General features: G+C 56.6%; 9 protein-coding genes. 4 read left to right on the top strand and 5 right to left on the bottom strand.

Annotation, left to right across the window (positions count from 1 at the left end; translation table 11 throughout):
- Positions 1 to 163: 163 nt before the first annotated feature.
- Complete coding sequence (locus tag Fuma_RS33645; RefSeq protein WP_083732506.1) at positions 164 to 1981, bottom strand: TrkH family potassium uptake protein; 1818 nt, start codon at positions 1979 to 1981, stop codon at positions 164 to 166.
- 503 nt (positions 1982 to 2484) lie between these two features.
- Positions 2485 to 3045 carry a ribosome recycling factor gene (frr, locus tag Fuma_RS33640; RefSeq protein ID WP_077028723.1) on the bottom strand — a complete coding sequence of 187 codons (561 nt, stop codon included), beginning with the start codon at positions 3043 to 3045 and terminating at the stop codon, positions 2485 to 2487.
- 297 nt (positions 3046 to 3342) lie between these two features.
- Between frr and Fuma_RS33635 the strand changes: the two genes are divergently transcribed.
- Positions 3343 to 4374, top strand: a complete 1032-nt coding sequence (locus tag Fuma_RS33635; protein WP_077027972.1) for a metalloprotease — start codon at positions 3343 to 3345, stop codon at positions 4372 to 4374.
- 83 nt (positions 4375 to 4457) lie between these two features.
- Entirely contained in the window at positions 4458 to 5087 is a 630-nt protein-coding gene (locus Fuma_RS33630) for a hypothetical protein (protein WP_145944521.1), read from the top strand.
- A 287-nt stretch (positions 5088 to 5374) separates the two neighbouring features.
- Here the strand turns inward: Fuma_RS33630 and Fuma_RS33625 are convergent, their stop codons facing one another.
- A complete protein-coding gene (locus Fuma_RS33625; protein WP_077028722.1) occupies positions 5375 to 6601 on the bottom strand; it encodes a cytochrome-c peroxidase in 1227 nt (408 codons plus the stop codon).
- A gap of 226 nt (positions 6602 to 6827) precedes the next feature.
- Here Fuma_RS33625 and Fuma_RS33620 point away from each other — a divergent pair, with 226 nt between their 5' ends.
- Positions 6828 to 8711, top strand: coding sequence for a sulfurtransferase (locus tag Fuma_RS33620; RefSeq protein ID WP_077027970.1), 1884 nt, complete (start codon positions 6828 to 6830; stop codon positions 8709 to 8711).
- Here Fuma_RS33620 and Fuma_RS33615 read toward each other — a convergent pair.
- Positions 8701 to 9363 (bottom strand): LysM peptidoglycan-binding domain-containing protein, encoded by a 663-nt coding sequence (locus Fuma_RS33615; RefSeq protein ID WP_077027969.1) that lies wholly within the window; start codon positions 9361 to 9363, stop codon positions 8701 to 8703. The genes Fuma_RS33620 and Fuma_RS33615 overlap by 11 nt on opposite strands.
- Before the next feature lie 459 nt (positions 9364 to 9822).
- Here Fuma_RS33615 and Fuma_RS35780 point away from each other — a divergent pair, with 459 nt between their 5' ends.
- Complete coding sequence (locus tag Fuma_RS35780; protein ID WP_077027968.1) at positions 9823 to 13593, top strand: ICP22 family protein; 3771 nt, start codon at positions 9823 to 9825, stop codon at positions 13591 to 13593.
- Between the two features lie 161 nt (positions 13594 to 13754).
- On the opposite strand, the gene Fuma_RS33605 is transcribed toward Fuma_RS35780, so the two are convergent.
- Positions 13755 to 15812 carry an FAD-dependent oxidoreductase gene (locus Fuma_RS33605; RefSeq protein ID WP_077028721.1) on the bottom strand — a complete coding sequence of 686 codons (2058 nt, stop codon included), beginning with the start codon at positions 15810 to 15812 and terminating at the stop codon, positions 13755 to 13757.
- Positions 15813 to 15944: the final 132 nt, after the last annotated feature.

Here is a 15944-nt window from a genome sequence, read left to right as displayed (position 1 = left end):
CCACGTAGGACAAAAACCGATTTCCGCGGCCACAAGTCAGCGTGATACGCTGTAGGAATATTCCCTGGGCGTACGGAAAGCTAATCCGTTGGGCCGGCGGTTTGATTCTGGTTTCAAGAAGCACTGCCGCGCCGCTGTCCGTTCGACGTTTATCACAGGTGCATCAGCCGAGGCTCACTCGTTCTTCCGGATAGCTGTATCGAGTCGACTCGCCCGGTGAGGCCATGGCGAGCAGCAGAGTGATCGGGCCGACTCGGCCAAGAAACATGACGACGCAGATCAGAAGTCGCGACGGCGTCGACAGGCCGTACGTGACGCCGGCAGAAACGCCGACCGTGCCAAACGCACTCGTGGCTTCGTACATGTGGTCCAGAAACCGGTCGGGCTCTCGTTCAAAAATCGTCAGCAATGCCGTCGTACCCAACACAATGAAGGTACCGACTGCAATCATTGACAGCGATCGAGACACCTGGTTGGCGGGAATCGATCGTCCAAATATTTCGACGTGGTCCCGGCCTCGAAAAACGGCCCAGATGTTTAGCATCGTGATTGCAAAAACGACCGTCTTGACGCCGCCGCCGGTCGACCCCGGGGCAGCCCCGACAAACATCAGGAAGATGGCCATCAGCTTGGTTGCCGGTTGCATCGCTGCGTGGTCGACCGTGTTGAATCCGGCCGTCCGAAACGTGACCGACTGAAACCATGCGTCTGCGACTCGCGCTGACACGGAACCGCCGGCTTCTGCAGGAATTGATTCCAACACAAACCAGCACACCGCTCCGCCCGCCAGCAACACAACCGTGGACCACAGCACAAGCTTGGAATGCAAACTCAACCGCGGTCGCATACCGATGCGGCGGAACAGGGGAGTCGCCTTTTGCCGTCGTGAATGTTGCCAACACCAAACCCACAAATCGTGGACGACGGAAAACCCAAGGCCGCCCAGAATGATCAGCATTGTGACCGGCCCCCACACCGGCCAGCGTGTCCCCCAGCCCTGGAAGCCATCGTCTCGCAGTGAGAACCCGGCGTTGCAAAACGCGCTGACCGAATGAAACACGGCGTGCCAGATGCGTTGCAGCAAAGGCAGTTCCGGCCAAAGGCTTAGCAGCGACGCGGCGCCGACCGCTTCGACCACGAGTGTAAACAACAGAATCGTTAACAGCAGTCGGCGTGACCTTTGCACGCTGTCTGCGTCGAGCATCTCACGCAGCGTGCGAGCTTCTCGGAACTGAAGTCCGCGTCGGCCGCTGAGAACCGCCAGAAACGCACCGAAGGTGAGAATCCCCAGGCCACCAATCTGGAACAGGCACAAGATCACAGCGTGACCGGTTGGACTCCAGTAGCTGCCCGTGGGCTTCACAATCAGCCCCGTCACGCAACTAGCGCTGGTCGCCGTAAACAAAGCAACATCCCACTCTGCGGCGGGTTGAGCGTTGCCATTTTCGTCACTCGCGCGACAGGCGGGAAGCTTCAGCGCGGCGGTGCCGATTGAGATTACAACCAGAAACGATCCAGCGAGTAGCACGGCCGAATTGTGAGTTTCGGCGGCCAAACGTCGAAGAGCGGACAGCAGCGTGACGACTGCGGCAGTGCCAACGGCGATCTCAGACCAATACAAACCGACGCCATGGCCTGAAGATCCCGCGACCTTGATCACAACCGTCCCGACCAGCCAGATGGCCGGAACCGGCAATCGAGCGTTCAGGATGTCGCGAAAAACTTCGGCCGGTCGAAAGTTGTCAACAAATCGGATCAGCCGGCTGACGCACAACCAAACCATCGTCAGTTGCACCAGCCACTGAATTTCTCGCACGTGACGAGTGGCGGTGTCTAACGCTCCGAGATGAACCAGTGCCGCCAGAGCACCGACGGAGACGGAAATCGTTTCCGAACTTTTCAGGCGGCCGGCGCGGCGGGACCGAGCGGTTGACGCGAGTCGGGCGTGCAGGTCTGGCACGTCATTGTCGTTATCAAGCATGCGGTCAGCTGACGGAAAGTGACTAGAGCAATTTACGTTTTGTTGTGGACGGTTCTGGCTCGTGGCAACCGGCCCACGTAGAACAATTACCGATTTCTGCGGCCACAGGTCAGCGTGAAACGCTGTAAGAACACCTAACGTACGTTACGTAAAATCGTTCGACTGGCCGTCCACAAAAATGCCCCGCGGCCTTGATGCTGCGGGGCATGTTTTGTTTGTCGCCATAAGGCCGGAGGTCTTGGGATTTGACTCACACATGTGCAAGTTGGCCAGAGACGAAATATTCAGCTTCGAGTCTTTCGGCGTCGGTTGCGCATTCGCCGCATCAACACGACGCGTTCTTCCCAGGAAAGTTTCGGCTTTGGGTCCGGCTTCAGTTTTTTCAACAGTTTCGGATGTGACAACTCATTCCCTTTTGTGTCAGTTCATCACGGCACGTAAGGCCGATCGGTGGTTTTTCAAATTCATCGTCGTCACAAGACTCGCACACCATTCCGACGGCACTACTCGTTCATGACTTCTTTTTCTTTGGCTTCCGCATCTTTGTTGACCGTTCCTTCGTACTTTTTCGTCAACTCCTGAACTTTCTCCTTGGTCTGCTCGCGGTCGTCTTCAGACATCGATTTGTCTTTTTCCGCCTGATCCGCGTGCTTATTTGCGTCTCGGCGGATGTTGCGAATTGAAACTCGCGCTTCTTCAGCCAGCTCTTTGACTCGCCCAACCAACTGCGTGCGGCGTTCTGTGGACAACGGCGGCACGTTCAGGCGAACAACTCGGCCATCGTTGTTGGGAGCCATACCCAAATCGCTGTTTTGAATGGCCTTTGCGATCTCATCAAGACTCGTCACGTCAAACGGGCGAATCATGATCTGCTGAGGTTCAGGGACGCTGACATTGGCAATTTGCTTTAGCGGCGTCGGTGATCCGTAGTAGTCGACTTTGATGGAATCGACCAACCCGGGATTCGCGCGGCCTGTGCGGATACCAGTCAGTGACGACGCAAAGTGGTCGACCGCTTTTTCCATGCGTTCTTCCGCGTCAAGAAGGATTTCGTCCTGTTCCATAATCGCAGCTTTCCGAATTCTTGCTCTGTCTTCTTTGATCACCGACGTGCTGTTTTGCCCGACAGTTGGCCTGGTGACGAATTGAGGGAGGTCCTGCTACCGCCGCTCATGTTTGCCAGCTTGCGGCTGCTTTCAGAGCACTAATCGTAGCCGACCGATTTATGCCGTCAATTGCCACGCTGCTTTTCAAAGGTCGAGGTACAACCTTGGCAAAACGAAAAGATTGCTGAACATCGCGATTGAAAATTTCACCCGAACGTACTCGCATCCGGGTTCTGGCGCGTTACAATCCGGTTCATGTACGCAACCGATACAATCCTCACATTCGGATTCCCGGTCGGCCGGCTCGGTGGCTCCCGGTTTCGAATCAGCTTTTTGTTTCCGGTGACTGCCCTCGCCATTATCTGGCGGCTGGGCAGTGTGCAATATGGCCTGCTGGCCTCAGGGCTGCTGCTTTTCAGCGCGCTGCTTCACGAACTGGCTCACCTTGTTGTCGCTCGATCGACGGGCGGTGAAATGGATGAGGTCCATTTGTGGCCGCTGGGTGGACTGGAAGAACCTTACGGACGTGGCTACTGGCAGGACCATGTCCAGACCATGCTGGCCGGCCCGTTGACTAACCTGTTGCTGGCCGTCAGCTGTTTGCTGACACTGCCGCTGCCGGAGGCCGCCTCACTGCTAAATCCGCTGGTCATGTTCACGATTCCGGTCGGCGAAGCATTGGCGACCACTGTCTGTCGCATGGCTTTCCTGATTAATGTGATGATGTTTGCCATTAACATCATTCCGGTGACGCCGTTCGACGGTGGAGTCCTGCTGCGAACTTATCTGACGTCCCGCTTTGCCGACGTTGAAGGCCGGGACTTAATGGTGCGACTGGGCCTGGTTTTCGGACTGATGGGTATCGTCGTTGGCTTTGTTGTTGACTCCAGCGTGGTGGTGGCCCTGTCTTCATTCGTGTTACTGCTGCACTTGCACGAAAATATGCGGTGGTATGAGAGTGTCGAATCGCAGGACGAGTTTGCGGACTATGACTTCGGTGATTCGGGCAGTGATGAGTTCTCTGATTCTCTCGGCCTTCGTGACGGTTATTTCGGAGCGGATGCGGATAGCACAGGCTCACATGCAGAAGTGCTCGAACGCTGGCGAAATCAGCGTGAGCAGGAGCAGCGCGACAGCGAACTGGAAGAACGGCAGCGGGAAGAAGAGCAGATGGATCGCATTCTGCAGAAGATCCACGTGCATGGCCGCGAATCCCTCAGCAACAACGACCTGCATCTGCTAAACCGCGTCAGTCACCGCCTGCGTGACCGCCAGCAGCACAGCTAAGTTCGCTGCCGAATACGCTTTCGGGTGTCTCGTTCGTTGACGGGACCATACTTTCTTCACCCATTTACCTGTTAAGTAGATCAATGCCTGATTGCCTGAGACCTGTGCGAATTCTGTTGTTGCTGGTGGGGGGCACTGTGATCAGCACCGCCACCATCGGTTGCGCCGAATCGGGTTCAGAGGCGCCGGTGCCACCCGTAAAAACGGCGACAGACGACGCTCCGCCTGAGGAAGAACACGTTGCTGCTTCCGACACACCAGTCGTGGCCGATTCAGAACGTCAGGGCTTTGACGGTCTGGAATTTGTCGTTCCTTCCAACTGGGAGAAGGTGGCTCTTTCTCAATTCCAGATGGGCATCATTTCCGCCAAATTCCAGATGCCCGACGCTGGCCCCGATGTGACACTCACGCTGTCTCGGTCCGGCGGCGGCATTGAAGCGAATCTTGACCGCTGGCGTGGACAGGTTGAGGCGTCTCGGGATGAAGTCACAGAGACTCTGCAGGTGGCCAAAGCCGACGCCACACTGATCGACATGGAAGGCCGTTTTGCGGCCGGGTTCGGACGTGAACCGGAAGACGGCTGGCGGATGATTGGCGTTGTCGTCAACCTGCCGGACCAGGGCTATTTTCTAAAGCTGACCGGCCCGGTCGATCAGGTGAAGAAAGTGGAGCCTGAGTTTCGCGAATTCATCAAATCAGCGACTCGGGAATAATAGCCGTCGCGACTCGCGCAGCATTCGCGAGAATGCACTGCAAGGTCCGTCAACACGTTCGCGGGCAGCTGACGCGGTGTCGTTCGCGCGGCTGTGCCCATTAAGCAGGTGAGCGGCAAAGCGCGATGGAGATCGCGTTCTCTCCTGCACTTAGCCGCTCAAGTTCAGCTCGAGCTCGATGCTCGCCATCCGATGGACCTCTCCCACAGCAAACTGCGGGAGAGGTACCGCTATCACACCGCCACAGACGTTATACCGTTGGCGGCTGTTCACTTTCTAATGCCGATTTATTCTGGCAATCGACCGGGCGAAACTTTCGGGAACGATCCCGTGCAGGCCCGCATGAATTCGACCAGATCCAGCTTCTCCTGCGGCGTCAGCTTTAGCGGCGTGATCTTGTCACTAAGCCACTTATTTGGTGTGCCACCTTTGTTGTAGTGTTCGACAGTCTGCTCAAGTGTGGCCAGACTTCCGTCGTGCATGTACGGGGCAGACAAAGCGACGTTTCGAATGGTGGGCGTCTTAAACGCACCTTTATCTTTCTCCATCTTCGTCACTTCGTAGCGACCCAGATCTGGTTCGTCCTTTTCCATGCCGATCCCCAGATTGTGGTATAGCTCATCAGCCAGGTTAGCTCCGACATGGCAATTGCTGCAGCCAGCCTTTTTGCCGAAGAACAGCTCCTGACCGCGAATGGCACTGACCGACATTGGGTTCTCGGCGACTGCTTTTTTCGCTTCCTCGTATTCTGCATACAGTTCCGGGTCGTCTTCTTTCATGTCCTCCAGATCTTCCGCCTCCAGATTGGCGAAGCGGCGGAATGATTCACGATAATCGTACGGCGTCGGGCCGGTCACGATGGCTCGTTCGAATGAGGCAATTGCTTTCGCGGCCGTGTCGATGGTCAGACCTTCGTCAGGAAAGATCCTGTCGAACTGCATCTTATATCCCGGGATCTTCAGCAGATCGGCAACACACTTTTCGTGCGTGTTACCCATTTCGATGGGGTTGGCGATGGGGCCAATTGCCTGCTCCTCAAGCGATGCCGCGCGGCCATCCCAAAACTGCTCGTTGCTGAGAATTCGGTTATAACTAACGGGAGAATTTCGTCCGCCTTCGAGGGCTTCAACACCGACGCCAAACCGCGTGTGGCGAGAATAGCCTTCCTGAGGGTGGTGGCAGGTCGCACAGCTGATCGTTGTGTCAGACGACAGACGCGGATCAAAATACAACTGGCGTCCGAGCTCAATTTTGGCTCGCGTGAGCGGATTTTCCTTCAGCCCTTTAATCTGGCTGCGGCCCAGGCTCATGCCGAGCGGGAGGTCCACGTTTAGCGTTTGATGATTGCTTTCGTTGTCCAGCCAGGCTTTGAGTTCATCATTTTTCAGTGGCCCGTGCCCCGGGATGCCGGACGTGAGGTCATCGATTCCCAGCGTTACGTTGACGGCGTCTTCAGCAGACAGCAGGCTTGTTGCCGCAATAAATACGGCCGCGACCAATGCTGTTTTCTTCATGTCAGCTCCCTTGAAAAAGATCGAGTTTATCACCCGTTTGATGGTAAAACAGAGCCCCTGATTCTACGGAGATGCTCGCAGGATTCCAAGTACTTGGCGATTCCCACAGGATTAGAATCCGCATTGGGTTTTGCCTGCGATTCCCACGCGTGTATCCTCAGCAGATTCCACACTAACAGGCACGCTAACATCGGCGTCCCAGGTTTTCTTCCAGTCGTATCCGATCATGTCCACAGCTTCCGAAATCGTTTCCACTCCAACTGACAGCCCGGTCGTCAATATCGCGGCCTACAAGTTTGTCCGCCTGGAAAAACTTGAACAGCGCCGAAGCGAATTGCGAGATTTGGTCGAACGCTGTGACCTGCGCGGCACGATCCTGCTTAGCCCCGAGGGCATTAACCTGTTCCTGGCCGGACTTCGTGAGCCGATGGACGAATTTCTGGCCACAATTCGCCGCGATCCGGCGTTTGCAGATTTGGAAGTGAAGGAGAGTCTTAGCGAGTACCAGCCGTTCACTCGGATGCTGATCAAAATCAAATCAGAGATCATCGCGTTCGGCGTCGAAGGCGTGGATCCGATCAACAGGAGTTCGCCGAAGCTACCAGCACTGGAATTGAAAAAGTGGCTGGACGAAGGTCGCCCCGTCCATCTTCTGGACACACGCAACGATTATGAAATCGAAGTCGGCACGTTTGAAAATGCGATCCCGGCCGGCGTCGACAACTTTCGCGACTTTCCCGACGCCGTTGCTCGGCTGCCGGAACGACTGAAGGACGAACCCGTCGTCATGTTCTGCACGGGCGGCATTCGTTGCGAAAAGGCCGGGCCATATATGGAGCAGGCCGGGTTTCAGAAAGTGTTTCAGCTGGAAGGCGGCATCCTGAAGTACTTCGAAGAATGCGGCGGCGACCACTACGACGGCGACTGCTTCGTGTTTGATCAGCGAGTCGCCGTGGATCCAACATTACAGGAAACCGAACACACTCAGTGCTACGTTTGCCAGGAAGTCGTCTCACCGGAAGACCAGCAATCAGAACGCTACGAGGCGGGAGTGTCATGTCCGCGCTGCTATCGCGAACCGGACGAAATCATGGCGGATCGCCTGAAGGATCGAAACGCTCAATTGCAGAAGATCATTTCACCGCTGCCGGGCAGTCAGCCGTACTTCAACAAGCGTCCGCTGAACGTACCGCAGCGATTCGATGGCTATACGCTGCTGAATTTTGTCGCCGAATGGCATCCGCAGGTGGACCGCGACGAATGGCGACGAAAGATTGAATCGTCCGAAATCGTGCCGGGCGAACGGCACGGTCGCCGAAGACGCAAGAAGTCTCCGCCGCCGGAAACGCTGCCTCTGTCACCGGATCGCGTCGTCCGCGGCGGCGAACGGTTCGAAAACCTTCTGCCTGGCACGGTCGAACCTGACGTCAGCAACGCCATCGAAGTCGTGTTTGAAGACGACCAGTTTGTGGTGATCAACAAGCCCGCGCCACTGCCGTTGCACGCGTCCGGGCGTTTCAATCGCAACACGTTGCACTACATTCTGGATCAACTGTACCGGCCCGAACATCCGCTGATTGTCCACCGTCTGGACGCAAACACGTCCGGCGTGCTGGTGCTGTGCCGCAAACGAAACGTGGCAAAAGTCGTTCAGCCGCAATTCGAAAAACGGACCGTTTCCAAGACCTACCTTGCGCGAGTCATCGGACATCCGACGGACGACGCATTCGAATGCGATGCACCGATCTCGTCGCGTCCGGGCGAATCCGGACTCCGGCTAATTGACGAAGCCGATGGACTGACGGCGAGTACTCAATTCGAAGTTCTACATCGATGCGACGACGGATCGACTGTGTTGAAGGTCACGCCATTAACGGGCCGTACAAATCAGATCCGTCTGCACCTGTGGCATCTGGGATACCCAATCATGGGCGACCCGGCGTACTTGTCCGATGGCGAGACCGGCCGGAACTTTACGCTGGGGACCGATGATCCGCCGATGTGTCTGCACGCATGGAAGATCGCGTTGCACGATCGAAACGGAGAACTGCGAGAATTCAGCGTGCCGCCGCCAGCCTGGTCCAACCAGCCGGAACGATCTAGCGAATAACGCGCGGGATTCGAATCGCCTTGCCAACCTGCAAACGGTCGGGGCTGGCCATGCGGTCTTTATTCGCTTCGTAAATTTCGCGGTAGCGCCCCTGCGATCCCAGGAATTTCTCAGAGATCTCCGACAAGGTATCGCCAAACTGCACCGTGTACTCCTGGTACTCGACCTGCCTGGCTTTTTGTGCGGACGTTGGTTCCGGCGACGTCGGTCCTGACGATGACGAAGTTCCCGACGATGCAACTGCCGCGTCGCCGTCCGATTCTGATTCGCCATCGTCGGTCGTGCGAATGGTGTCTGTTGGAGGTTCAAAACGCAGAGGTGGCTGGGTCACTGGCGGGGTAGAAGCAGGCGTTGTTCCGACAGCCATTCCGTCACGAAGCACGGGCACCGGCGTTGAACGGGTGGCAGGATTTTGAGCCAGAATTTCCTCCAGCCGCAGACTGGGATCGTCTTCAGCGGCTTCCGGAGCTGGTTCGTCAGAATCGAGGTACACGGCCACATCTCGTTCACGCAGCCGATCGTTAAGCTCGCGTTCGCGGCGTACGGTCAGCGCACCATCGTCCTGCAGCGGCTCGTTGCGGAAAAACAAAGCCGCAACAACGCCGACAAGTAGGATTCCCATCGCGACACCGATTTTGCGATCCGGATGCATGGTTGCCTAAGAAGGTGATTTAGGTAGCAGCGAACCGGCAGGAAGTGCCGGTACAGTCCATCTTCTTCGACTTCGGTCGCCAACCGGCCGGTCTGCAGCAATTCCCGGTCTATTCACCGACCGCCTTCAAATCGACCGGCCGCCGGGTTGGTTGTACGAATTACAGCGATCGCCAGCCGTACGTGCCGACCGTCTGGTAGCTTTCTGTTTCGCTGCGTTTTGTCGTCGCTTGAGCCGCGCAATGGCTCGAAACCGAGTTCTTTTTGTCTGCACCATCTGTGGGTGACGATATAATTTGTCTGCAGCACACCAATTATAGACAATAGGTCAGACACATCGGCGGGATACTCGTTTCTGAATGAAGGCGAGTGGCAGCCAAAACTTTACCCATTCGCGGCAGGCTGGCCTCGGTTGTTCTGCAGAGAATCAGGTTGAAGGTAAGCCCCACAGGGAATTTTTATGTCAACGGTTGCCGATCCATCCAGTCCGTATGCCGATTGCGATGAATTCATCGACTACCAGATCGGCGTCGCGCGCAATCGCATCAAGTGGACCGAATTGCTCACCGCGCTGCTGCTGGCGGGCGTTCTGTTAATTGGCTACGTGCTGGTCTTCACGTTTTTCGACCACTGGGTTGTCACCGGCGGCTTTGCGCCGCTAACTCGAGCGATCATGTTGGGAGTGGTATTGATCGCCTGCGCGTACATCGTGTTTCGGTATGTCATTCGCCCGTGGACTCGCGAGATTCATCCGCTGTACGCGGCTCGCATGTTGGACAAGGAAGACTCCGAATTCGCCGGGGCCCTACTTAGCGTTGTGGACCTGAACGCCGCAGGCATGAAGTCTTCAGAATCGATCAAACGAACGATCGAAAAACGAGCGGCCGTGCGGTTGTCTCAAATCAACATTGACGAAGCGATCGACCGTCGTTGGCTGATGCAACTGGGAATCACTTTGTTTGTGATGGTCTTCGTCACGTGCCTGTACGCGGTGTTCAGTCCAAAATCGATGAACCTGCTGCGCCCGCTGACACTGTCAAAGGCGGCCGTTGCAACCACGAGTCGTATTCTGAAAGTTTCGCCAGGCGACGCCACGATCGATGCGGGCCGGCAGCTTGAGATCATTGCCGACATCGGAGGCCGGATCCCCGAAGAGGTACTCGTGACGTACACAACGCAGGACGAAACCTACGTTGATCAGCAGATGGCGATGCAACCCACGGACGATACTGGACGGTTTCGAGTCCTTATGGTGGGCGAATCTGACCGCGGCATTCAACAAAACCTGACGTACACCGTGACGGCCGGCGATGCAGTGTCACAGGATTTTCACATCACGGTTTCTCAACCGCCGCGTGTGAGTGTGACGGAACTGCACTACGCATATCCTTCCTACACCGAACTGCCTGAACGCACTGTTCGGCATGGCAATATCGATGTTTGGGAAGGTTCGCAAATCGACCTCACGGCCGAATCCAATGTCCCACTCAAAAGAGCCATCCTGAAATTCAGCGATGATGCAACGTTTGCGATTCCAGCCGAAGAAGTGAAGTTGAACGTCGATGGCACGATGATCACCGGCCATTTCCCGCTGAATCTTCGGGAAGACGGGACGTCGCCTACGTTTTATCGAATTGAAGTCGAAGACCGCGACGGTCGCAAAGATCCTTCGCCGACCGTCTATGCCGTAAAGGTGCGCCCTGACCAGGCGCCAATTGTACGGCTGCTGGACCCGATCCGAGATTTGCGAGTTCCCGCGAATGCGATCATTCCGATGCTGGTCGAAGCCGAAGATCCGGATTTTCTGCTGCGTTCTGTTGAACTGCATTACGAGGTCGGCGGACAGATGCGGACACCGGAATTGTTGTACGACGCAACTCGCATGACGCCTCGGAAAAAGTGGCAGGGAACGCGCGAATTCGATCTCGGCCACCTCGACCTGAAACCCGGCGACATCGTGACGTACTTCGTAACCGCTCGAGACAACAAGCCGCTGCTGGGAACTCAGTCGCGCACCGGCACTTTGCAGTTAATCGTCGAAGCACCGGTGACGCCACAGGAAGTTCAGGAACGGTTGCGACAGGACAAAGAACACCAACGCCAGCAGATGCAGGAAAGTGGCACTCGCGATGACGCCGCCAACGATCCTTCGCAGGAAGAAGCACCGTCTGAAGGCGAAGCTCCGTCAGGCGAAGGTGGTGATGAGGCGACTGAGTCTGAGGACGGCGACGGTGCCGGAACGAGTTCGAAAACGACCGACGGAACGGGTGAAGGAACTGAGTCTGAACCGAGTGACAAAGGCCGTTCGAAATCGGATTCTGCCACCGGTGACGAAGATCCAAACACTGAAGGAACGGAAGGCGAGAAAGCAGACTCAGCCAGCGGTTCTGATAAGAACGAGGATCCATCCAAAGATATAGAAGGAACACCTGACGGCTCGTCGGAGCCAGACGATTCCGGCAGCCAGGATAAGAAGAAGGCGACCGACAACGAGGCGTTGCAAAAGCTGCTGGAGCACTTCCGCGACAAAGGGAACGACGCTGAGATGTCGGAAACCGGGACGGAACCCACCAACCAGCCAGCGGATCAGAACTCAGATCCAAAGACAGCCGGAGAACGGCTAGGCGTTGACTCGACGGGCAACGAGCAGCCCGGAGTTAATCAGCCCGACATAGATTCGCCCGACAGTGGCGATCCCGGCGCAAAGTCGCCGAGTGCGCCCGAAATGAGCGGCGACAAACCAGACGCCGCAGCCGACAGCAGCACTCCGGACAGCCCCAAAGCGGACGGTTCTGATCAGGCCGATGGAGACAAGGGACCGGAAACGACTGATCCATCAGGGGCATCAGAGAAGGGTGCCAACGGCGAATCAGAAAACAAGGGCGAGCCTGCCAACGGGGAAGATAACCCTCAACAAGACGGTGGAAAATCGGGCGACGGAAATTCGGACGGTGCGAAGGGCGACGAGCCGGGTAAAAATCCAGGCGACCCAATGCCATCGGATGCTCCCGGCGAGGGCGTGACTGAAACGCAGCAACCGGGCGAAAACAGTGGGAACTCTGCGCAACAGCAAGACGGAAACGCGACTCAACAGCCGGGGCAAAACGAGCAGTCGCAGCCGCCCGGAATGAATCAGGACAACGCCAACCCGCAACAGGGTCAGCAAGGCCAACAAGGTCAGGGCCAGCAAGGGCAAGGTCAGCAGGGACAGGGCCAACAAGGACAAGGCCAGCAGGGCCAAGGGCAACAAGGACAGGGTCAGCAGGGACAGGGGCAACAAGGACAGGGGCAACAAGGACAGGGCCAGCAAGGCCAAGGTCAGCAAGGCCAAGGTCAACAAGGCCAAGGTCAACAAGGACAGGGCCAACAAGGACAGGGCCAGCAAGGACAGGGCCAGCAAGGACAGGGCCAACAAGGACAAGGTCAGCAAGGACAAGGCCAGCAGGGACAAGGCCAGCAGGGACAGGGTCAACAAGGACAGGGTCAACAAGGCCAAGGTCAGCAGGGTCAGGGCCAGCAAGGACAGGGCCAGCAAGGACAGGGCCAGCAAGGACAAGGCCAGCAAGGACAGGGCCAACAAGGACAGGGTCAGCAGGGACAGGGTCAACAAGGACAGGGCCAGCAAGGGCAAGGTCAGCAGGGACAAGGTCAGCAGGGTGGTCAACCCGGTCAGGGGCAGGGGCAACAAGGACAAGGCGGGCCATCAACAGGCGAAGGCGCACGTGGCGGATCAAGCGGTTCGACAGCCGGCCCGATTCAAAAAGGGAACGCTCAGGGCGGCAAAGATGGCGACGGAACCGGAACAGGTGGCAGCGGCTCATCAGAGGGATCAGCAGCCCCGGACGTCAACGATGCCGCCAAAGCCGCCGACCTGGCTTTAAAGCGGTTACAGCAGGATTTGGATCGAGGCGAAGTCGACAAGGAACTCCTCGAAGAACTTGGTTGGACCGAAGAGCAACTCAAGATGTTCAGCGAACGCATGCATGATCAGCTTCGGTCCCTGAAAGACACACCGGACGAAGCCAATGCCCCGGAACGCCTGCAACGACGTCGCGTGGAGGAACTACTGAAGAGTCTCGACCTCGAATCGTCCGCCAAAGATCGACTCGGTCGCACCGATCGCGACCGAGCTCAACAGGACACGACGTCTCGAAAAACGCAACCGCCTGGACGCTACCGAGACCTGCTGAAGATGTACCAGAAGTCTCTGTCTCGCGGTAAGAAGCGATAGGCGCGATTCGCACCGGCCTTCCACTGAAGTCGTCCGCGCAGGTTGTCCCATGTCAGCTTCAAAGCGACATTGCGGCGCCCGGCTGACGCATGCGACAAATGCCGTCACGTTAAAGAAGTTTCGTCTGCAACCTGAGGCAACCGTACCGCCGCGAAGCCGGACTACTCTTGTGGCAGAAACTGCACTGCATCTGCAATCACGTGGCCATCGGTGTCAGTTGTCCCGATGGTCACCTTGCCGCTCTGACCAAACGTGAATGTGCCGACACTGACGAAGGTGCCGTCGATCGGTGGTTTAACGCGTTGATTGATCACCGTACGAGTTGTACCCTCGGTGTGAGTGACAGCCACGGGAACATTGGTCGCTCGATTGGCGTTCGGAGGATACGTCAATCGGACTTCGTATCGGCCGGGCTTCAACGTCGCCGTGTACGTGGCCGTAGGATTTCCGGTTTGCACGTTTCCATTGTGTCGATAGCCGCTGTCTACATAGGGCCGGTTGGCAGACGACGTTTGCCAGCTTCCCGTGTATTCAGCCATTCGGTCGTCGATGACGATGCCAGGCAGCTTCTTTGCCGCCAGCTGGTAAGACGCTGAGACATCGAGTTCCAGTACCTGTCCGTCTGCAGCTAAACGTTTCCGTAGATCCGCGTAAGGAAGTTCATTTACGGTGACGTCCTTGTCGAGTGCCAGGCACGCTGCGGTGGCGGCGGACTGTCCCAGAATCATAAAGACGGGTTCCATGCGAATCGAACCAAACGCAATGTGACTCGACGACACGCAGACTGGTACAAGAAGATTCTGGCATTCCTCGGTTTTGGGCACAATCGAGCCGTAAGCGATCTTGTATGGCCTGGGAGTCTTCACACCGATGTCGCCTTCATTTTGAACATGCCCCTCCGGTGTGATGTATCTCTGCACGTTGTGCGAATCGAGCGTGTAAGATCCCATTCCGATGGAATCCGGAGTCTCCTTCGTGTCCAAACAATGGTGTTCTGTCATCACGTACTCACCGATCAAGCGACGTGCTTCGCGGACATAGATTTGGTGAGGCCAGCCTCCGTTGTCAGTAAATTCATCCTTGGGCAAGCCCCACTCTGACACAGCCGATCGAACGTCTTCCGGGACTCGAGGGTCGTTCGCCATAAAGTACATGTATCCCTTCTGATACACTTCGTGCGCACGAATGATCTCACGGCGGCGTTCGTAACTGCCGTTGGGGTAGTCGTAATTCATGCCGATGTAGTCAGTACTGAGCGGACCGTGATTGTTGGTGTCGGTCTTATAGTTTGGCATGGGATCGAACTTGCGAAACATCTCCCGCCAGCCGTTATCGAAGACTCGCAACAGCAGTTCGTACTGACCGGCGTCGTATCCCTCTGGCTTTGGAAACGGTACGCGATTTTCGGGCACATTCGTCAGGCACATGCGAAAACAGTATGCCTGAATTCGCTTGTCGCCTTCGCCTTTGGTGCCCGGCGGTTCGGTACTGATAAGCGGCAGAACACCGCTGGACGGCACGCCCGGCTTGACGTACGGATCCGTGGGTTTCTGAAACCAGTGCGTGTGATGCAAAACCCCGACCTGAATACCGTTCCATGTTTCGTCGTAAACAGAATTCGCTTCGCGCCCCACATGATAGCTCACTCCCGCAGCCGCCATCAGATCACCTTCGTATGTGGCGTCGACAAACATGCGGCCGCGAAACGTGTCACCACTAAGTGTTCGGATCGAAATGATCCTGCCGTTCTCCAGCGTGACGCCTCCGGCCTGTCGATCGAGCCACTCGTCACGGAACACAGGGATTTGATACTCCGTCACGAAGTCTTCGAAAATATCTTCCGCAACATGAGGTTCAAAGACCCACATCGTGCCGGGGCCACCGACGGTGTCGGGCTTTCCCTGGTTTCGGTTTCCGAATTCCGACTGCGGTTGCCAGGTCCATGCGTCGCTGGATTGGTAGTGCTTCCAGACTCGCTGATAGAACTCACGGCTGATCCCCCCGATGGCCGCTTTGTTGCCCGAATCGGTCCAACCCAGGCCGCCGGAAGTGAGTCCACCGAGATGCTCGTCAGGACTGACGACGACAACTGATTTCCCCATGCGCTTCACCTGAACAGCAGTCGTTACCGCCGCACTGGTGCCGCCATAAATAACGACATCAGCGGAATGGTCATCTGCTGCGGTCGACGCCGCAGTGTATGAAAAGCAACAGAGCATCGAAATTATGGTCAAATGAGATCGCAGCATGTGAACAGTCTGTATCCGGACGTTTAGGAGAGGCGCAACAACGTCATCACGTTGTGTGAAAGCGTAACCATTTCAGTCAAGATAGAAAACGTTGCGAGGTCA

The sequence above is a fragment of the Fuerstiella marisgermanici genome (genome assembly GCF_001983935.1).
Lineage (GTDB): Bacteria > Planctomycetota > Planctomycetia > Planctomycetales > Planctomycetaceae > Fuerstiella > Fuerstiella marisgermanici.
The sequence above is the reverse complement of the archived record's forward strand: the minus strand, read 5'-3'. Positions and strand labels throughout refer to the sequence as shown.